Source organism: Cellulophaga baltica, assembly GCF_900102165.1.
Taxonomy (GTDB): domain Bacteria; phylum Bacteroidota; class Bacteroidia; order Flavobacteriales; family Flavobacteriaceae; genus Cellulophaga; species Cellulophaga baltica.
This window is the reverse complement of the sequence record NZ_FNBD01000004.1, coordinates 200,882-220,402: the sequence shown is the minus strand read 5'-3', so window position 1 is coordinate 220,402 and position 19,521 is coordinate 200,882. Positions and strand designations below refer to the sequence as shown.

Here is a 19,521-nt window from a genome sequence, read left to right as displayed (position 1 = left end):
TTGCTTCAAATGAAAAAACACCTTCACTATAAAATTTACAAGCCTTTTGGCATGCTGAGTCAGTTTATCTCAAATGATGAAAAGGAAGCACGTAAAAAGCACTTCTTAGGAGAATTATATGATTTTCCTGAAGGAATTATGCCTGTTGGACGTTTAGACGAAAAATCTGAAGGATTGTTATTACTGACTACCGACGGAAAATTAAGCGATACCATAAATCAATCTGGCATTGAAAAGGAATATTATGCGCAATTGGATGGTGAAATACCCCATGAAGATATTCTGCAACTAGAACGAGGAGTCCTTATCGGGCTTTCAGGAAAAAAATACATTACCAAACCCTGTCGTGTAAAAACGCTTCTTGATGCTCCACTCCTTGCCGATCCCGATACAAAATTACGTATTGGCACGCATCGCCCCAATTCATGGATTAGTATTACCCTTACTGAGGGTAAATTTAGGCAAGTACGTAAAATGACGGCAGCTGTTGGCTTTCCAACCTTACGATTGATTCGAGTTAGAATTGGCACACAAATTTTAGAAGAGCTAGAACCTGGTACTGTTGTGCAAATAGATGCCCTTTTGTAAGTATTATTCGCTAAGCCTAAAAATAGGAGTTAAATTTAGCGTCTTAAACGCTACTTCTGCCCCTTCCGCCTGAATGGCAATCTGACCGCTAGTTTCACCGGCATTATAGCCATAGTTTACAAAATCGCCATTCACCCAAACTTTAATTTTATCTTGGAAACACTCAATAACCATTGTGTTCCATTCTCCTAAAGCGTGTTCTGAACCTTCCGTCAAATTCTTAATTCTTCGCGCTTTTCCTTCTACGACGCCCCACTCTTCTTTTGGTCCTCTGCGGCTTATCATATTGTCCGTAGTGATATCCATTTGAATACACCAAAAATCGCCCGCATTTTCATGTTCCATCTGTACTTCCATAGATTTAGGAAACATAGCATATAAAGCTCTGGGTGTTGATGCATGAACTAGAATTCCGCAATTCCCAGCTTCCTTTGTAAATCGATATTCCACGGTTAACCTAATTCTTATACGTCTTATCCGTAATAAGATGCCCTCTAGGCGCTCCTAGACTCACTAAAATTCCATCTCTTACTACAAAAGAATTTGGCGCATTAAGAATTGAATCTTTTGCAGGAACATCTGTGTGCCAACCAGACAAATCTTTACCATTAAATAAGGGCGTTACCGGTGTTGAGCACGCATTAAAAACCAAAATAAACCACAGAACACTAAGAAGATTTTTGATGGCTAACATACGTATTCTGTTTAGGATTTCTCTATTTGATTGCTTCTGATTTATTCTTTAATTTTCCTTTAAATCTAGAAAACATCACCAATTTTTTCTTCGTATTTATGAAGTATACTCCAGTGAGCAAAACTGCAGCTGCAACAATAGATTGCTTCGTGATATTTTCATCCAATATGTACCACCCCAAAAGTAAGGCTATTACAGGATTTACATAACTAGAGGTCGCTACTTTTTCTGGAGATACCGTTTTTAATAAGTAATTGAAAGCAGAAAAAGCGACGATACTCCCAAAAATAATGAGTAAGCCCATAGACCATTGAACGGGTCCGCTCCAACTGCTAGGCCAAGTCCAGTTTTCTCCTAAAATTAAACTCGCTATTCCTAAAGTTGTCCCTGCGGTAACCATTTGGTACGCCGTATTTACCAAGTAACTTTGAGGTAAGTTTGCCTTAGACACAAATAAACTTCCTGTAGACCACCCTAATACACAAAAGAATATAATTATCATTCCCAGTAAAGAATCATCTTGCTGCACTATTTGTTTCTGACTTACCAGTAGATAGATCCCGATAACTCCTAAAACAACACCTACAATAGACATAGGTTGTATTTTTTTACCATCTACAATACGCATTAATAGTAGTACGATAAGTGGCATAGAAGCTACTTCCAAAGCAGCAAAACTACTATCTACATACTTCAACCCCCATACAAAAACACCATTCCCAAAGGTTAAAAATAGAAACCCCGCAATAGTACTATTTCTAAATTGTCTTTTAGTAATGCTTATAGAGATACCCGATACCTTGCAGATACCAAAAATTAATAATCCAGCAGTGGTAAAACGAATTCCGGCAAGCATATAAGCGGGTAGTTCTGTCACGGCAATTTTATTCAGCAAATATGTGGAGCCCCAGATGACATAAATAGCAAAAAATGCTAAAATAATTAATACGGTATTTGAAGACTTTGCCATACTGTTATCGTCACTTTTAAATTCTATACAAGATTAAGAATAAGTTTCTAAAAATATAGCGATTAGTTCATTTAGTTCTGCTCGACTGATGCTTTTAAACAGCTCTTACATGAAGTAGATTTGAATGTTTGGATAGAATTTTAAAATTTGGACAAAAAAAAACCTTGCAATTAAATTACAAGGTTTTTCTATTGGGTTCTAAAATGATTTATGCTTCTTGCAAATTCTTTTTAGATTTTCTGTATAAATAGCTATTAAATATGCTTCTTTTAGCAAAACGATATTGCTTTGGAGAGTTAATTAACTTCACGTAGATATTCTTAGGTACTCCAAAATACTCGTAAGTAGAACCGTCTAAAAACGTAATTTCTAACAATAAACCTTTGTGTTGAAAATCTAAGATCCCAGACTCGTTTGTTAATTTAGTATACTCCTCTAAATTAGCAGCTTTAGTTTCTGGAGCTATACTTACTAAAAAATGGTATCCATCAATAATTTGTCTACTTTTTAGTTCAGCTTCTTCTTTTTGCACATCGCCTTCAAGAAATTTATCTGGGTGCCATTGCTTTACTAAACCACGGTATGTATTCTTTAATCCTTTTAAATCAATCTCATTTTCAATAGAAAACAATTTCTTATACTCGTTGATGCGTTTCATTCTCTTAACTTTTTCAAAATCAGGCGCGAAACTACATTAATTAATTGGTTTTATGCCTATTTATTATGCTGATAATTTTCATAATTAATTTTCATAGGCTTAAAATAGTTTGATTCTCTTGTAACCAACGGTTTATCGAAAAATTTGACGGTGGAACTAATTAAATTCTGGTTTCTTAAATAAATGCCAATATTAGCAGTATAAACCCATAAACACAACCCTATGAGAAAATCTATACTCTTATTCTTAGTGCTATTAGTAGTCATTTCAATAGCCGCTTAACTACTATTATCCCGCAATTATATTTAATATTTAAAAATTGTAATTCTATACTCAAAGAATTCCAAACTAAACCAAAAAAAGACCAGTCACATGACTGGTCTTTTTGAATTATTATTTTTCTTATAAAACTATTCTTCTAGGGATAAAACTACGTCTTGAGTCGTATTATTTGAGGCTACTATAGCGATACCTTCCTTACGTTCTGATGTATAGCCCTCTAACGCTACCAACAAATCATAAGAACCTTCTTGTAAGCCCATAATAACGAAACGACCATCAATGTCTGAAAATGTAGTTGTATTAATAGTATCTGCTACAATTACAGAAACTTGGGCTCCCTCTAAACCTACAGAAATATTATCTTCGGTGGTTGTTACTAAACCTTTTAAGGTACCCGCTGTAGCTAAATTAGACGCTTTAATTACTGGTTTAAAATTAAAACCTGACAAATTATTTCTACCTCCTTTAGCTACAAAAGATTTACTCACGTCAAAATCTAAAAGTAAATCAGAAGAAAGTCCGCCTTGAACTACAAGTCCCGGTTGTATAAAAACTTTAATCCCTGTTTGTTCTCCACTAGGCACGTTTAAATCATAGACTGTACCATCATTTAAAATTGCATTAACTCCTTTTACATATACTCTAACCAAATCATAAGTACCTGCAGGTACCTCTAAATTAACTAAATTCTCTGTAATTCCATTTGTAAGCTCCAGAAGGTTTATTGGCACTTCTTCCTCAGATAGTGTTATGAATGAATTACCATCTGCTGATACCGAATCTGTTTCAACAGCACCTTTGTAACGAGCGTCTATTTTAAAAATAGTCACATTTGCCTCAGCAACCATATCATAAAGGAACGGAGCATCTGTAAGCTGTATGGAAAGTGTACCCGTACCACCATTAGCGGTATCATTATTATCTGAGCAACCAAATAACAAAAAAACCATTGATAATATTGATGTAAAGACTAGTTTTAACTTCATTGTATTAGATTTTTTAATTAAACTTTTGTGGTTATATACTACTATAACAACTGAGGGGTAGAATATCCTGATTTTTTAATCATTTTCTTATGTTTTTATTTTATCATCAACTTTATTTAGAAATTCTCAATAAAAAAACCGACACCTTAATAGTGTCGGTTTCTATAATAAAAACATTTCCGCAAGAACTTTCTGTTTTGTATATTCATATACGACCAAAGTTCTTCAATGGATTTTTTGTTTCAAAAAAAATTATCCAATAGCAACGACTTCTAGCTCAAAAGTAAGCTCTTGTCCTGCTAAAGGGTGGTTTGCATCAATGATAATTGCATCTTCTTTTACATCTACAACACGCAATTGACGCTCTGTACCGTCTGCATTCTTAGCCATAAGCCCCATACCAATCTCTGGTTTGATATCTTCTGGTAAATCTGCTCTAGGAACACTTTGAAATAATTCTTTATTTACCTCGCCATATGCTTCCGATGAAGGAATAACGATAGTTTTCTTTTCATTAACTGCCATATCAATTAAACCATTTTCAAAACCAGGAATCAAACTTTGCTGACCTAGTGTTACTTTTATTGGTTCTCTTTCTAAAGAGCTATCAAATATTTCTCCGTTGTTTAGTTTTCCAGTATAATGTACTTGAACCGTATCATTCTCCTTAACTTTACTCATAGTTTTGTGATATTTGTAAATTTCAACTTTAATTAAGTGCAAACTTATGGCTTGTAAAATGGTTCAAAGAAAATATTAGCATTTTTTATAAAAACTTAACGTTTTAAGCCCTTTTAAAGCAATAAAATGGATGAAAAAAATAAATTTCTCATCCATTTACTAAATAAATCTCTAATTTTCGAATTTTAAGCGGGTACTGCGAACGCTTATCCTTCTTTTTCTAATGCTTGTACATCTACAACTAATTGTGCCATAGACGCCCGGTTGAGTCCGTTGTAAATACCTCTGATATGTTTATTTTTATCAATCAATAAAAAATTCTCAGAGTGTAAAAAATCATTAATATCTTTTGGAATTCCTAAATCATTTTCTACAAAATACTCATTTCTTCCCAAATTGTAAATCTCCGTTTTGTCTCCTGTTACTAAATGCCATTTGTTAGATATAACTCCAAACCTTTTGGCATACTTCGCCAACTCCTCTACCGTATCTATGGTAGGCGTTACAGAGTGTGATAAAAACAAAATGTTAGGATCATTCTTAAATTTTTCTTGAAGTGCTAACATACTATTGGTCATTTGCGGACAAATACCCGGACAACTCGTAAAGAAAAAGTCCGTAATATAAATTTTATTATTAAAATTTTGTTGGGTAAGCGTATCTCCTAATTGGTTGACAAGCCTAAAATCTGGAATTTTATGAAATGCTTTTTCTTCCGGTGTATTTGGTGTAATCCAATGAGGTGTAAAAGACGCTTCCTTATAAAAAGGCAAGCTTTCTACCCTACTGTTCTCCACGACAACAACATCCTCTTTCTTGGGATTCTCTTTACAACTTACACTTAGTACAAGAAATAAAACAGCGATATATTTTATCATAGATTTATCTTTTTACAACATCATTTCTAACCACCACTTCATCTTCTAATTGATAACATAAGTTAGCACGCTTTAAGCCAAAAACACGTCCGTTTTTTGCCTCATAATTCACGTATAAGGTGCCGTTTTTTAACCATGCCTGTTGCATACCATTTTCTTTGCCTTGTACTAATTTGCGCAATTTTGCTAATTGACCGTTATCATACCAATGCTGCTGCTCTCCTTCTAAAACACCATTTTTATAAGTAGATTTTTCGGCTAGTGCACCATTCTCCCACCAGGTTTTATAGGTGCCTACCAATTTATTTTTTTCATAATTTACTTGCCACCGCAGGACTCCATTTTCAGACCATCTTTTCGCTACTCCTTCTCTTTTACCGTTAATAAATCCGATTTTTTCCTTTAAGGTTCCATCAGAGTAATATTTAACGGCATAACCATTAAACGGATTCTGATTGTAAAACCAAACTCCTTTTAATTGATCTAGAATCAAGTTTTTATTTAACACTGTTAAACTATCTACCACCTTCGGGGCTTCCATTTCATTAGTACTGTTTACCACAGCACGTGCTTTATCTTCCGAAGGACTTTCTTTACATTGCACTAGAAAAAGGAGAAGGAAAAGTGAAAAAAATAATTTCATAATAGATGGTTTAAACGCTATTAATATCCTTGGTAAGGACCTGCAAAAGCTATATAAGATCCGGTGTTAGAATATAATTCGTTGATAATATGATAGTGATATTCTTCTGCCCCATCTGTATATTGCGTTGTAGACGTGTGCCCACCAGAGGCATCCAAATCTGTAGGGTAAGTTCCTGTAGCATCACACTGTCTTCCATAAAGAAAAACACCATCTAAAAGTACGCCGACTAAATTAGCATCATCATTTGTAAATGCTTTAGGCTCTAAGTGATAGTGATATACTCCAGGGCCGATGTGTGCTCCAGTCCAATCTAAACTACCTGCTGCTTGATCTAGAGCTCCTGCTCCTTCTTGATCGTTAAATATAGAAGCACCGCTCACTGCAATACCAATGGTATTTAATGCTGTATCTACAGTACTTCCTGATAAATCTGGAGTAGCATCAACAGTGATCGTAGTTGCATTATTATTACTAGACATAATACTTGGCGTAACCTGAACATCTGGTTCATCTAAATAGAGATCGTTACCCTCTCCCCAATATACGGTTTCATGATCTGGTAATCCTGTAGTTTCTATAACTACATTAGAGCCGTCTAAATAAATAGTCGTTGCATCACTATTAAAGGCTGCATAAGCAGCGTGTAATTCTGTTACCGTTTCTTCCTCTATTTCTTCAGACGCATCATCATCACTTGAACTATCGCTACTACAAGCCGTAAACGCAAATAATAAGCTTAGAACTCCTGTAACTGCAGGTACATAGGTAAATATTAAATTCCTTTTTTTCATGGTATTGTTTTAAAATTAGTACTAGTTGGGTTTAGTTTCGCTTAGGACGTTCTGGTCTTGGAGCATTTTTCATTTCTTCCTCCGTAATGAAACCATCTTCATCTGTATCTACCGCATCAAAATTATCTTTAAGAGGTCCTTTTATTTCATCTTTAGAAAGCTTACCATCCTCATTCTTATCCATTTTTTCAAGAAGTTCTGAAAAAGTAGGTGGCTTTTTTCCTTTCTCTTTCTCTTGTGCATTACCACAAGAAAACATTAATAAGAATACCCCCATTACACCTAATTGAATTACTTTATTTTTCATGTTTTTAAATTTTTATTGCATTAATATCTATTTCAAATTTCAGAAAAAGAAGCATGTGAAATTTCATGAATCAACTAACAAAGCGTAATAATCTGTTAAATGGCATTCCTAATCAGTAAATGAATATTTATAGAAAGTAATCGACCTCAAAAACCGTAATCCTCTAAATTTATTTTACTTTTATTTGCGGTATGAAAGCAACAAAAAGATTTATATTCCAGTCTCTGTTATGGCTAATTATATGGTTAGTACTGTGGATTACCCAAAGTTTTGATTATGGATTTTTTAGAGAAAATCTACTTTCTGTAATCTTTCAAATACTCTTGTTAGCAGGTTTAATCTTTTTTGCTGCCCCAAAATTATTGTTCAAAAAGAAGTATTTGTTATTCATGCTCTTTGGGCTTGCTGCCATAGTTTTAGGGAGCTATATAAGTTCATCGCTTTTTTCATTGCCGCCACCGCGCATGCCACCACGAATGCCAGGAGCAGAAAATTTAGTTAATCGAGCACCCAGAGGTGGCGCTCCTTCAAAATTTTTAATTCACTTTTTACTCTTGGCCGTTTCTGCTGTATTAGGTACCTTTTTAGAGACCCTCTTTTATGCCCAAAAGAAAGAAGAAGAAACTATAAAAAACAATAATGAACGATTAGCTACAGAGCTTAAACTATTGAAGTCTCAGATTAATCCTCATTTTTTATTCAATACTTTGAATAATATTTATGCGTTATCCGCGATAAGTGCTACAAAAACACAAGAATCTATTAGCTATTTAGCTAATATGTTACGCTATGTACTTTATGATTGCGAACAGGCTTTTGTACCTTTAACGAAAGAAATATCATATATAGAAAACTATATTAAATTATTTACAACAAAAAGCAGTAAAAAATACCCGATTACCACTACCTATGAAATAGGTTCTAAAGGAATTTTGATTGCTCCCATGCTTGTAATTCCTTTTGTAGAAAATGCGTTTAAACACAGTAATATAGAAAAAGTTACGGGTACTTTTTTAAATATAAAAGTAATCAGTAAAGTCGATGAAATTTATTTTGAAGTTGAAAATAGTAAATCTGAACTTGTAGAAAACAAAGATAAAGTTGGCGGTATAGGCTTAGAGAATGTTAAAAAAAGATTAGCTATTTTGTATCCTAATAAACACGAACTTACCATTGAAAATCTACCAGAGTGTTTTAAAGTAAGTTTAAAATTAAATTTATAATGAGTAAAATTAAATGTCTCGTCATAGATGATGAAGAATTAGCAAGAGCTTTAATCATAAAGTACATTTCAGATACCCCAAATTTAGAACTAATGGGTGAATATGAAAATGCTCTGGAAGCCTTGCCATTAATAAAGAATGCTTCTATAGATCTAATTTTTTTGGACATTCAAATGCCCGCTATAAACGGAACCGATTTTGCTAAAATTATAGGCGCTGATACCAATATTATTTTCACCACGGCTTATACGGAGTATGCTTTAGAGGGGTACGAACTAAATGTGGTAGATTATCTTTTAAAACCTATCACTTTTAATCGTTTTTTAACCGCCGTTAATAAAGTAAAAAGTAAAACTCCACCAGTTGAGAACACTGAAGACAGTATTACCGTAAAATCTGGCTACGATCTCTATAAATTGAAGTATGCAGATATATTGTATATAAAAAGTGATAGTGAATATGTTACCTTTTACACGGAAAGTAAAAAAATAATGAGTTTGCAATCTTTAAAAGCCTTGCAAAAACAAATTCCGACGTCACAATTTATGCGTGTTCACCGTTCATATATCATCAATAAAACCAAGGTAACTTCTTTAAAGGGAAGAGATCTTTTTATAAATGAGACCTTAATTCCTATTAGTGATAGTTATTACGATCAAGTAAAATTAGAATTATTTCAATAGAATACGAATACCTGTTAACGCAAAAAAGCACTAGTTATAAGATATAACTAGTGCTTTTTTTATGTTTATATTTTTTCTATTCTTCTGGTGGAAATCCGTTGATCTCCTCAAAAACTTCATCAAAATTTTGACGTAAGTACGAATTTAGTTTAAGCTTATAATCATCCTTCAACCATTTCAGGAAATTAAAGGTACTACGACTTATACATTTTGCATAACTCTGAATTCTATAATCAATATCCTCATCTAGCAATTTAGCTAAACCTAAGGCATCATAGACATCTTCGCTATTTTCTATGCAAATTCTACCATGCTGTTCTATAGAGCGCTCGAGTACCACTTTAGAAGATTCTCCTTTATAGGTAGCATCCGTATATACTTCTTTAATATCAAAATATACTTCTTCTGACTTTGCGAATTGTGCCCGAATTTCTTCGGCCATCTCATGCCTAAAGTTACTTTCTATATCTTCATCATTCTGAAGACGCTCCATATAGAAATTAGGAGACTTGAAAATCATTTGCCAATCTAAATCTGCTCCCCAAGGACCAAATCTATGGTAGTTATTCCCTAAATCTATTACTTTAAAAGAAGATTTGTTATTAAGGATACGTGATCCACGACCAATCATCTGGTAGTACAACGTAAGAGATTTTGTTGCTCTATTTAGAATAATAGTATCTATCGTAGGTTCATCAAAACCCGTGGTTAAAATACTTACAGAAGAAAGAATAGCATCTGGAGTTTCTTTAAACCATTTTAAAATTTGCTTACGCTGTTTTTTTGTCGCCGTATTATCTAAATGCATTACAGGTAAACCCGCTGCTTTAAAGGTATAATAAATCTGAATAGACGTATTAATACCATTATTAAAGATTAGTGCTTTTTTCCCTTTAGAATGTTTTAAATACGCTTGCAAAGTTTTATCCAACATTGCAGGACTGGTATAGAGATCTTCCGATGATTTAACCGTATAATCTCCATTTGAACCCACCTCAAGAGAGGTTAACCCCATATCATACTGATATACTTCAGCACGTGCTAAAAATTCATTCTCAATTAAAGATTGAATTGACTCCCCTGTGATCAACTCATCATAATTATCTTTCATCGGAAGTTCTTTACTAGAACTTAACGGGGTTGCCGTTACTCCTAGGACAAAAGAATTTTCGAAAAATTTAAATAACTTGGTGAATGAATTGTAATGCGCTTCATCAATAATAACTAAACCAATATCCGAAATATCTAATTTACCATCATTTAAACGATTGTTTAAGGTCTCTACCATTGCTACAAAGCAAATATATTGATCTTGATCGTCTAAGTTAGCCTTACTATTTACCACTTTATTAGGTACACCAAAATTAGTAAGCATAGTAGATGTTTGATTACACAGCTCCACACGGTGGGTCATCACTAATACTTTCTTCTTATGGTTTTTCAAATACTGCCGAACCATTTCGGAGAAAATAACGGTTTTCCCTCCACCTGTAGGCAATTGATACAGCAAGTGATAATTATCTGCCGCGGTATCAAATTTTTCAAAGATTTTGTTGATCGCTCCCTGCTGGTAGCTATACAGTTCTTTATCTGATTTTTTTTCTTGCAATCCTGTTGCTGTCTCCGTCATAAATATCCTTTTCTAGGGGGAGCACAAAATTAAAGCCTTTAAGAGGGCTTTACAAATTATTGCTGAAAAACAATTGAGTTTTTTGATTAAAAGTAAGCTTAACTAGATGAAAGTTTTACAAAATTAAGCGCCTTTCCCTAATTTACGTAATGCTACCCATTGTTTGAGCATATCACGTGAATCACAAGCAGGATATCCTAGTACCGTTTTTCCGGCTTGAACATCACCCATAACTCCAGACCCAGCACCTACCGTTACACCAGAATGCAAAGTAGTATGGTCTTTTATAGAAGCACTACCTCCAATAATGACACCATCACCTAAAGTAACAGAACCGGCTAAACCACTATGACCCGCCATAATACAAGAACGCCCTAAGACAGAGTTGTGTCCTATTTGTACGAGATTATCAATTTTAGTACCATCACCAATGATGGTAGAACTGAATTTTCCACGGTCTACACAAGAGTTAGCACCTATTTCTACGCCATTACCAATTACCACATTTCCTATCTGAGGAATTTTAACCAGTCCTCTCCCATCCGGACTAGGTCTAAAACCAAAACCGTCTGCTCCAATGCTTACATTCGTATGGAAAATACATTGGTGGCCTATTTGCGTACGCTCTCTAATTACCGTACCAGACCAAATAACGCATGCCATTCCTATAACACTATCATCCATGACCGTTACATTCGGGTAAATAATGGTACCATCACCAATACTTACATTTTTTCCGATATAAACATTAGCCCCTATTTGCACATTTTTTCCAAGGATAGCTGTAGCATGTACCACGGCACTAGGGTGAATTTCATCTTCGAGTATTGGGTTTCCTGGATTGAAAAATTCCAGAATTTGAGCCATGGCCAGATCAGCACACTTTACTTTTATAAGTGCTCTATTGTCTCCAGGCTGAATTTCTATTTTTTCATCGATAACCGCAACAGAAGCCTTTGACAAAGGCCAAAGCTTAGCGTATTTTCGATTTCCGATAAAACTGATGTTATGTTTTGTTGCTTTTTCTAATTGCTCGGGAGCAGTAATTTCATTTGAAGTATTCCCTAAAATAACTCCGTTGATAACAGCATTAATATCTGCTATTGTGAATGATTTCATTAAGTATAATAAGATTGGTTGGAGCTAAATATAGGGATTATATTCTTACTTCTTCTTATTTCTCTTATTATAGTTCTTATCTCCCTTAGTTTTAGGCTTCTTATATTTTTTAGCGATAATGCGCTGGTAAGAACCTCCTTGATTTGTTTTTTTATTCTTCTCTTTCTTTTCATGAAAGCTACCCTGAGAAGCTAGTGTCGTTTGGTTGGGATTATCTGTCTCAATAATTCTAGGACGCTCCTCCGCTATGAGCTCTTCTGAGATTTCTACATTTTCAGGAATTGCCAGCAACGGAATTTTATAATCCATTAAAGTTTCAATCTCATCTTTAGAAGGCTCTTCTTTTTCTGTATAAAATAAAACAGAATTACCTTGGTGCTCTGCTCTACCCGTTCTACCAATTCTATGCATGTAGTTTTCAGGGTAATTTGGCGTATCAAAGTTGATTACGTGCGTAATTTTATCTAAATCTAAACCACGTGCCATAACATCGGTAGTTACCAGAATACGATTCTGACCTTCATCAAACTGACTAATGGAGCGCATTCTATAGTTTTGAGACTTATTGGAGTGAATTACACAAGATTCGCTTCCAAAAGCCTCCTCCATTTCTTCAAAAACCTTGTCTGCAAAACGCTTATTACCAACAAAAACTAATACTTTTTTGAAGGTATCCTTATCTTTTAATAAGCGAATCAATAAATTTACTTTGGTATAAAAATTAGGAACCGCATAGCATACCTGTGCGATATTCTCTAACGGAGTACCACTCACTGCAATAGAAACTTTTTCTGGCGCAACGAAAAAATCATCAATAAGTGCATCTACATCACTCGTCATCGTCGCAGAAAACATTATATTTTGTCTTCTTGCTGGTAGTAAATCAAAGATATTTATCAGTTGGAATCGGAATCCTAAATCCAACATCACATCTACTTCATCAATTACTAATTTTTTTACTTCTTTTAATTTTACAGCTTTAGAAAGGGCCAGATCATACAATCTTCCTGGTGTTGCCACCAAAATATCTGTTCCTTGAACGCATTGTTGTTTTTGCGTATTAATATTAACACCACCATACACACCTAAAACACGGACATTGATATATTTAGCAAAGCTTTCAATATTCTCCACCACTTGTAATACTAATTCCCTTGTTGGAACTAATACTAAAACTCTAGGATGTACTTGCTTAGAAAAACCTAATTCTTGTAATATTGGCAGCATGTAAGCCATTGTTTTCCCAGTACCTGTTTGTGCAATTCCAACTATATCTTTCCCTGACATAACCACAGAAAAAGCCGCTTCTTGTATAGGTGTTGGTGTTGAAAATTTTAAATCTTCAATTGCGTAATTTAATTGTTTTTTTAAATTGAAATCTTCAAAAGAACTCATGGGAAAACTTGTTTATTTTTGCAAAGGTATGGTATTCTGCTTTGCTATTGCCAAGCAACTTAACATACCTATCTTTGCAAGATAAAAATATAATTTGCATCCAAAAAATTTACACCACGCTCCATACGATTTTCAGACCTTAAAAAACAGCTTTGAACCTCTAGCTGAATTTATTATTCTAAATAAATTTAATGTAGAAAGTATCGATTTTTCAAATCCGGATGCTGTATTGGCCCTCAATAAAGCCTTACTAAAACATCATTACAGGGTACATTCTTGGAGCCTTCCTAAAGGTTACCTATGCCCGCCAATACCAGGGCGGGCAGATTATATACATCATATAGCTGATTTACTTTCTTCTGATCCTACTATAAAAAAAGTGAAAGGTTTAGATATCGGTACTGGAGCAAATTGTATTTACCCAATTCTTGCCACACAAATTTATGGGTGGCATATGATAGGGAGTGATATAGACCTTACAGCCATTAGCGCTGCACAACAAAATGCAGCAGAATTTAAAGACCATATTCAAATAAGAGCACAAGAATCTAATGCCGATATTTTTAACGGAATTATAAAGGAAGGAGACTATTTTGATTTTACCATCTGTAATCCTCCTTTCCATGCTTCTGAAAAAGAAGCGTATGCTGGAACACGAATAAAACTCAAGAATCTACATACTCATGCGGACTTTAAATTAAATTTTGGTGGACAAGCAAACGAACTTTGGTGTAATGGTGGTGAAGCATTATTTATTAAAAGAATGATCAAGCAAAGCCTGCTATTTAAAAAACAAGTAGGTTGGTTTACTTGCTTAGTTTCTAAGAGTGAAAATTTACCGAAAATACATAAGCAATTACGTAAAGCAAATGCGCATTATAAAACGTTAGAAATGGAGCAAGGAAATAAAAAAAGCAGATTTATTGCCTGGCAATTTATCGCTTAAAATTCGCCTCTTAAATTTCATCAATCTTATAAATCACGTAATTTTACCAAATAGATTTTTATTTTATGTCAATTATTGAATACAAAGCACAACTACTTCCTAATTTAAAAAAATACTTTGGTTACGATAGTTTCAGGCCACAGCAAGAAGCCATCATATCTGCAGTACTAAATAAACAAGATGCTTTAGTAATCATGCCTACAGGTGGCGGAAAATCTATTTGCTTTCAACTGCCTTCTTTACTATTCCCAAAAACTACTTTAGTGGTTTCTCCACTAATCGCTTTAATGAAAGATCAAGTAGATGGTTGTAACGCCAATGGGATTGCAGCGGCTTATTTTAACAGTAGTCAATCTAGTGAAGAGCAACAAGAAATTATAGATAAGATTGTAAAGTCAGAATTAAATCTAATTTATGTAGCTCCTGAGAGTATGCCTGCTTTAGATAATATTTTGAACGAAACCTATATTAGTTGTATTGCTATAGATGAGGCGCATTGTATTTCTTCTTGGGGACATGATTTTAGACCTTCGTATCAGCAGCTAGGTTTTTTAAAAAAGAAAATGCCTAATACCCCTATTGTAGCCTTAACCGCAACTGCAGATAAAGCTACACGCTTAGATATTGTGACGCAATTAGCGATTCCGCATGCAGAACAATTTATTACTTCTTTTGATCGTAAGAATATAAGTCTAACAGTTAGACCGGCCGATAGTCGGGTAGAGCAAATTCTTAGTTTTATTGGAAAAAGACCAAATTCTTCTGGAATCATTTATTGCCTGAGTAGAAAAACTACAGAACAATTGGTGAGTAAATTAAAGGCAAAAGGCTTAAAAGCTGATGCCTACCATGCCGGACTTACTTTTGATGAACGTACAAAAGTTCAAGAAGATTTTATATTTGATAAAACCAAAATTGTCTGTGCTACTGTTGCTTTTGGAATGGGAATAGATAAATCTAATGTACGTTGGGTTATTCACTATAACATGCCTAAAAACATTGAAGGTTATTACCAAGAAATTGGCCGTGGCGGCCGTGATGGGATGGCGGCAAGCGCACTGCTCTTTCATAGTTACGCTGATGTAATACAATTAAGGAGATTTACAGAAGGGGCTTCTAACCAAGAAGTTCAAATTGCAAAATTAGAGCGCATGAAGCAATTTGCGGAAGCTACCACATGCCGACGAAAAATTCTTCTGAGTTATTTTGGGGAACTACTCGCCGAAAACTGCGGCAATTGCGATGTTTGCAAAAGTCCGCCGCAAGTATTTGATGGCACTATAATTGCCCAAAAAATATTATCTACCATTGCTAGGGTAAAAGAATCTGAAGCTACTGGTGTTATTATTGATGTGCTCCGAGGCGCTAAGAACGCTACAATTATTGAAAAAGGTCTAGAGGGAGTTAAAACTTATGGAATAGGACATGATACTTCCTGGAAAGATTGGCAGCATTATATCATTCAACTTATTAACCAAGGTTATGCAGAAATTGCCTTTCAAAATCACAATGCTTTACAACTCACCGATTTTTCTAAAAACGTGCTTTTCAAAGCCGCTAAAGTTTCTTTGACAAAACCAATTGAAGCGCTGGAGAAAATTGGTAATCCAAAGGAGAAATCTGTTAAAAAGAAAAAAACGGGCGATTTATTTGAGCGTTTGCGCCTCCTAAGACATAAAATTGCTTTAGAAGAAGATATCCCCGCTTATTTGGTGTTTAGCGACGCTACCTTACAAGCTATAGAACAAGCTAGACCACTATCCGATGATGAATTTCTAGAAATAAGTGGTGTTGGGCAGCGAAAATTAGAAGTATATGGGGACCTCTTTATCAAAGAAATCATCGCTTTTAACAAGGAGAAGAAAGCTAAAAAATCGGACACCCATAAAGTAACTTATGAGCTATACCAACAGGGGTTAACAATTGATGAAATTTCTGAAAAACGAAATTTAAAATCGCCTACCATATATTCACATATCGCGAAGCTATACGGAGAGGGCAAACCTATCAATATTTTTGACTTTGTAAGTAAAAATGAAGTTGAAGCTGTAAAGAAGGCGAAAATAATACTAGAAGAACCTGCTGCTTTAAAGCCTTATTTTGATTATTTTGAAGAACAAATAGATTATTTTAAAATACGATTAGCTCTGGCAGTACTTGACAAAGAGAAATAAAAAAAAGGGTGTTCAAATGAACACCCTTTTTTTATATGATTTTTTTAGTCTGTTTATACTTTCTTGACTCTTACAGCATTCATTCCTTTCATGCCTCGCTCAAGTTCAAATTGAACCATGTTGTTCTCTTTGATCTCTTCAAGACACCCTTGAACGTGTACAAAGAATTTCTCTTGAGTTTCTGAATCTTTAATAAATCCGTATCCTTTAGAATCGTTGAAAAATTCAACACGACCTTTACGTACTGGATCTATTTCTTCGTCACTTTCTTCCTTCTTAGGTATACCTAGAACAATACTCTCAGCGTCTACTTTAACTTTCTTTGATGGATCCGGTGGCGTATCTACCAAATGCCCGTTCTCATCTACGTAAACAAACATGCTATCTTGCTCTCCGCTTGCTTTACGTTGCTCTTTCTTCTTAGCCTTTTCTTCACGTTTTTTTAAACGCTTCTTCTCTCGTTCTTTTTTACCAAAGGTTTCTTGTGCTCTCGCCATTAAAATTATAAGTTTAAATTAATATAAGACTTGCTTGTGATAAGCCGTCGTGGAGTTATTGAAATTCAAAATGAACGATTGGTAAATATGATTTGCCTAATAATCTATAAAGAAGTTGCAACAACGCGCAGATAATGAGCTGTTTTATAACTCTCAATGCTTATGCAAAGATAGGTAGCTTTTTTTGATATAAAAAACAGAAAATGAAAAGGATATAAAATAATTGATAATAATGGTGCTTTAACGCCTTACAATGTGTATGTATTTTTAGTATTGTTAATTTTAAGTGAAGAGATTCTTAAATAAATAACAATACGTCGATTCAAAGTTATATTTTAACTAATATTGCCCTATCATACACAACAATGTAACACTGTGTACGTTAGAAAAATATAATTTAATAAACTTTCAGGGTTATGACGTATTTATCTCCAGAAATTGAAGCATTAGCAAAAAGAAAAGAAGCACCTTCTTTAATTAAGAAAGAAAATTCTTGTGGAATTTTTCAAGATTACGGTAAAGAAAATACTTCAAGTACTTTAGAGCTAAATTCGAAGTAATAAGATTATTGCGCTATCTTATTTAGCAGCCATTGATAATCTTCCCATGTATCTATGTCCGTATGTTTAGCGGCACTATCAATACTGAGTGTATTTTTATCAATCAAAAGCTTTTGTGCGCCAGAATCTTGATTCAAACCCGCTAGAATACTAAAATGTTTCTTTGAAAATAAGGCAGGTACCCCCTTCTTTGAACCATAATTAGTAGCTACGCAATCTGATTTTGTTTCTTGATATGAAGTGATGAGTTGGTTGTAAAATGTTGCATCCATTAAAGGTTGATCTGCTAATCCAATTAATATAGCCTCATAGTTTTGTGATAAACTACCAATATATTCTACTCCTTTAGCTATTGAACTCCCCAAACCTAAATGCCATTCCTCATTCCTTACAATAGAAACTTTTTTTAACGTTGTAGCAGCTAGAATAGTATCATAATTAGCTCCCAATACCACAAAAACTTCAGCTACCTTACTCGACTTTGCGTTTTTAACAGCGTGTTCTAACAAGGTGGAATCCTTATAAGGTAACAATTGCTTTATATGATCTTTCATTCTAGAAGATGCTCCTGCGGCTAATAGTAACAATGCTATTTTCTGCATCAATTAGAATATTGATTTACTTTATCTTTTAGGAACATGGGATTTTCCTTCCGCACTACCGACATAATCTCTGCTAAAATAGAAAGGGCTATCTCTTCCGGCGTCACAGATCCTATATTTAAACCCGCAGGTCCATAGATAATGCCTATAAAATCTTCTGAAACCTCTGGATTCTTATCTATAATTTCATCAAGCAGCTTTTCTCTGCGGTGCATAGGCCCCAAAATCCCAACATAGGCAAGAGTACTATATTGTAGGGCTTGTAGAAACAACAGGTCTCTAGCATAACTATGATTCATTAACACAACAGCTGTTTGTGCATCTAGTTCACTTGCGTCGTAATTTTCAGGCGTAATTTGCTCAAAAGCAGAACTACCAGGAAAATCCGACATTTTTTTAGCTTCTAAAGGATGTGCCACTATATGTACCTCCCAACCCATTAAATGAGCCATACTAGATAATACGACAGCATCATGCTCCGTTCCGATGATTAGTAATTTAAAACAAGGAGACATCCGCTCTTCTAAACCTTTGCAATCTGTATTCAAAGGATGTTTCAAACTCACCGGGTACGTACTATTTTGAAATTGCATCTTGGTTCCTAAGCCAATTTCTTGTATAACTTCTTTTTTATAATACGAAGTGATTTTAAAACTGAGCCGATCCTTAAGCGCGTTATGGAAGGTTTCTATAAATAAGTTCGAGAGATTAAAAGGTTCTATTAATATATATAAGACTCCCTCACACCCCAGACGGTATCGTCCATCGTAGGTCATCATTTTAGGAATAGTTGTTTCAAATACAGATTGTGCTTGTAGTTGTATTTCCTTTTCTACACAACCCCCACTTACCGCACCTACCATTTCTCCATTAGCCAACAAAAGCATGCGCACACCTGGTTTTCTATAGGATGAACCCTCCAAGGCAACTACAGTCGCTAAAACACTTTTTATATCTTTTGCCTTTGCTGCTACATGAGCGGCTACTATTTTTTTAAATTCATGCGTCATAAAAATACCTGTAATTTCTTTTTAATACGTAAGGGTACTAAATTATCATTATCTCAAATTACAAAGACTATGATGGCATACTCTTTGAGTCAATCTTTGAATAACCGACGTACAAGATATTGAAAATACGAAGTGATTTCATTCTTACTGCGCGATATATAAGGTTTTAACATACATTTAATATGAAGCTCACAGAAGATG

At 34.5% G+C, this 19,521-nt stretch carries 22 protein-coding genes; 6 read left to right on the top strand and 16 right to left on the bottom strand.

The features are described from left to right. Positions 1 to 9: 9 nt before the first annotated feature. Positions 10 to 588 (top strand): pseudouridine synthase, encoded by a 579-nt coding sequence (locus BLQ19_RS08795; RefSeq protein WP_074538080.1) that lies wholly within the window; start codon positions 10 to 12, stop codon positions 586 to 588. Between the two features lie 3 nt (positions 589 to 591). On the opposite strand, the gene BLQ19_RS21780 is transcribed toward BLQ19_RS08795, so the two are convergent. From BLQ19_RS21780 to BLQ19_RS08750, 10 genes are all read right to left on the bottom strand, one after another. Next, complete coding sequence (locus BLQ19_RS21780; RefSeq protein ID WP_367888693.1) at positions 592 to 1,038, bottom strand: 3-keto-disaccharide hydrolase; 447 nt, start codon at positions 1,036 to 1,038, stop codon at positions 592 to 594. A gap of 7 nt (positions 1,039 to 1,045) precedes the next feature. Continuing rightward, complete coding sequence (locus BLQ19_RS21775) at positions 1,046 to 1,282, bottom strand: 3-keto-alpha-glucoside-1,2-lyase-like domain-containing protein (protein WP_367888692.1); 237 nt, start codon at positions 1,280 to 1,282, stop codon at positions 1,046 to 1,048. 22 nt (positions 1,283 to 1,304) lie between these two features. Continuing rightward, positions 1,305 to 2,252: an EamA family transporter gene (locus BLQ19_RS08785; protein WP_074538079.1), complete on the bottom strand. Its 948-nt coding sequence runs from the start codon at positions 2,250 to 2,252 to the stop codon at positions 1,305 to 1,307. Between the two features lie 208 nt (positions 2,253 to 2,460). Further along, entirely contained in the window at positions 2,461 to 2,910 is a 450-nt protein-coding gene (locus tag BLQ19_RS08780; RefSeq protein ID WP_024481168.1) for a KTSC domain-containing protein, read from the bottom strand. Positions 2,911 to 3,320: 410 nt separating this feature from the next. Then, on the bottom strand, positions 3,321 to 4,178 hold the full coding sequence (locus BLQ19_RS08775; protein WP_074538078.1) for a DUF4382 domain-containing protein: 858 nt from the start codon (positions 4,176 to 4,178) through the stop codon (positions 3,321 to 3,323). Between the two features lie 252 nt (positions 4,179 to 4,430). Further along, positions 4,431 to 4,859, bottom strand: coding sequence for an FKBP-type peptidyl-prolyl cis-trans isomerase (locus BLQ19_RS08770; protein ID WP_024481170.1), 429 nt, complete (start codon positions 4,857 to 4,859; stop codon positions 4,431 to 4,433). 206 nt (positions 4,860 to 5,065) lie between these two features. Next, entirely contained in the window at positions 5,066 to 5,737 is a 672-nt protein-coding gene (locus tag BLQ19_RS08765; RefSeq protein ID WP_074538077.1) for an SCO family protein, read from the bottom strand. Positions 5,738 to 5,741: 4 nt separating this feature from the next. Beyond that, positions 5,742 to 6,380, bottom strand: a complete 639-nt coding sequence (locus tag BLQ19_RS08760; protein WP_074538076.1) for a toxin-antitoxin system YwqK family antitoxin — start codon at positions 6,378 to 6,380, stop codon at positions 5,742 to 5,744. Positions 6,381 to 6,400: 20 nt separating this feature from the next. Continuing rightward, positions 6,401 to 7,174 (bottom strand): YHYH protein, encoded by a 774-nt coding sequence (locus BLQ19_RS08755; protein ID WP_074538075.1) that lies wholly within the window; start codon positions 7,172 to 7,174, stop codon positions 6,401 to 6,403. Between the two features lie 31 nt (positions 7,175 to 7,205). Next, positions 7,206 to 7,481 carry a CREC-EF hand family protein gene (locus tag BLQ19_RS08750; protein WP_029445228.1) on the bottom strand — a complete coding sequence of 92 codons (276 nt, stop codon included), beginning with the start codon at positions 7,479 to 7,481 and terminating at the stop codon, positions 7,206 to 7,208. 191 nt (positions 7,482 to 7,672) lie between these two features. Here BLQ19_RS08750 and BLQ19_RS08745 point away from each other — a divergent pair, with 191 nt between their 5' ends. Together BLQ19_RS08745 and BLQ19_RS08740 are read left to right on the top strand one after the other, a co-directional pair. Then, the gene (locus tag BLQ19_RS08745) at positions 7,673 to 8,704 is read left to right on the top strand and encodes a sensor histidine kinase (protein WP_074538074.1); all 1,032 of its coding nucleotides are present in this window, start codon (positions 7,673 to 7,675) and stop codon (positions 8,702 to 8,704) included. Continuing rightward, positions 8,704 to 9,387: a LytR/AlgR family response regulator transcription factor gene (locus tag BLQ19_RS08740; protein ID WP_025615475.1), complete on the top strand. Its 684-nt coding sequence runs from the start codon at positions 8,704 to 8,706 to the stop codon at positions 9,385 to 9,387. The genes BLQ19_RS08745 and BLQ19_RS08740 overlap by 1 nt, the downstream gene beginning before the upstream one ends. Positions 9,388 to 9,463: 76 nt before the next feature. Here BLQ19_RS08740 and BLQ19_RS08735 read toward each other — a convergent pair whose 3' ends face one another. The 3 genes from BLQ19_RS08735 to BLQ19_RS08725 form a co-directional block, all read right to left on the bottom strand. After that, positions 9,464 to 11,017: a DEAD/DEAH box helicase gene (locus tag BLQ19_RS08735; RefSeq protein ID WP_029445225.1), complete on the bottom strand. Its 1,554-nt coding sequence runs from the start codon at positions 11,015 to 11,017 to the stop codon at positions 9,464 to 9,466. A gap of 123 nt (positions 11,018 to 11,140) precedes the next feature. Next, a complete protein-coding gene (gene lpxD / locus BLQ19_RS08730) occupies positions 11,141 to 12,136 on the bottom strand; it encodes a UDP-3-O-(3-hydroxymyristoyl)glucosamine N-acyltransferase (RefSeq protein ID WP_074538073.1) in 996 nt (331 codons plus the stop codon). Positions 12,137 to 12,181: 45 nt separating this feature from the next. Further along, positions 12,182 to 13,531 carry a DEAD/DEAH box helicase gene (locus tag BLQ19_RS08725; protein WP_074538072.1) on the bottom strand — a complete coding sequence of 450 codons (1,350 nt, stop codon included), beginning with the start codon at positions 13,529 to 13,531 and terminating at the stop codon, positions 12,182 to 12,184. A 94-nt stretch (positions 13,532 to 13,625) separates the two neighbouring features. Here BLQ19_RS08725 and rlmF point away from each other — a divergent pair, with 94 nt between their 5' ends. Both rlmF and recQ read left to right on the top strand, forming a co-directional pair. Beyond that, positions 13,626 to 14,477 (top strand): 23S rRNA (adenine(1618)-N(6))-methyltransferase RlmF, encoded by an 852-nt coding sequence (rlmF, locus tag BLQ19_RS08720; RefSeq protein ID WP_074538071.1) that lies wholly within the window; start codon positions 13,626 to 13,628, stop codon positions 14,475 to 14,477. 65 nt (positions 14,478 to 14,542) lie between these two features. Then, complete coding sequence (gene recQ, locus BLQ19_RS08715) at positions 14,543 to 16,651, top strand: DNA helicase RecQ (RefSeq protein WP_024481181.1); 2,109 nt, start codon at positions 14,543 to 14,545, stop codon at positions 16,649 to 16,651. Between the two features lie 53 nt (positions 16,652 to 16,704). On the opposite strand, the gene BLQ19_RS08710 is transcribed toward recQ, so the two are convergent. After that, on the bottom strand, positions 16,705 to 17,148 hold the full coding sequence (locus BLQ19_RS08710) for a cold-shock protein (RefSeq protein WP_024481182.1): 444 nt from the start codon (positions 17,146 to 17,148) through the stop codon (positions 16,705 to 16,707). Between the two features lie 416 nt (positions 17,149 to 17,564). On the opposite strand from BLQ19_RS08710, the gene BLQ19_RS21240 reads away from it, so the two are divergent. Beyond that, entirely contained in the window at positions 17,565 to 17,708 is a 144-nt protein-coding gene (locus BLQ19_RS21240; protein ID WP_175444420.1) for a hypothetical protein, read from the top strand. Positions 17,709 to 17,713: 5 nt separating this feature from the next. On the opposite strand, the gene BLQ19_RS08705 is transcribed toward BLQ19_RS21240, so the two are convergent. Then, entirely contained in the window at positions 17,714 to 18,310 is a 597-nt protein-coding gene (locus BLQ19_RS08705; protein ID WP_074538070.1) for a nucleotidyltransferase family protein, read from the bottom strand. Next, positions 18,310 to 19,320 carry an XdhC family protein gene (locus BLQ19_RS08700; RefSeq protein ID WP_074538069.1) on the bottom strand — a complete coding sequence of 337 codons (1,011 nt, stop codon included), beginning with the start codon at positions 19,318 to 19,320 and terminating at the stop codon, positions 18,310 to 18,312. Before BLQ19_RS08700 ends, BLQ19_RS08705 begins: the two co-directional genes overlap by 1 nt. Between the last annotated feature and the right edge of the window lie 201 nt (positions 19,321 to 19,521).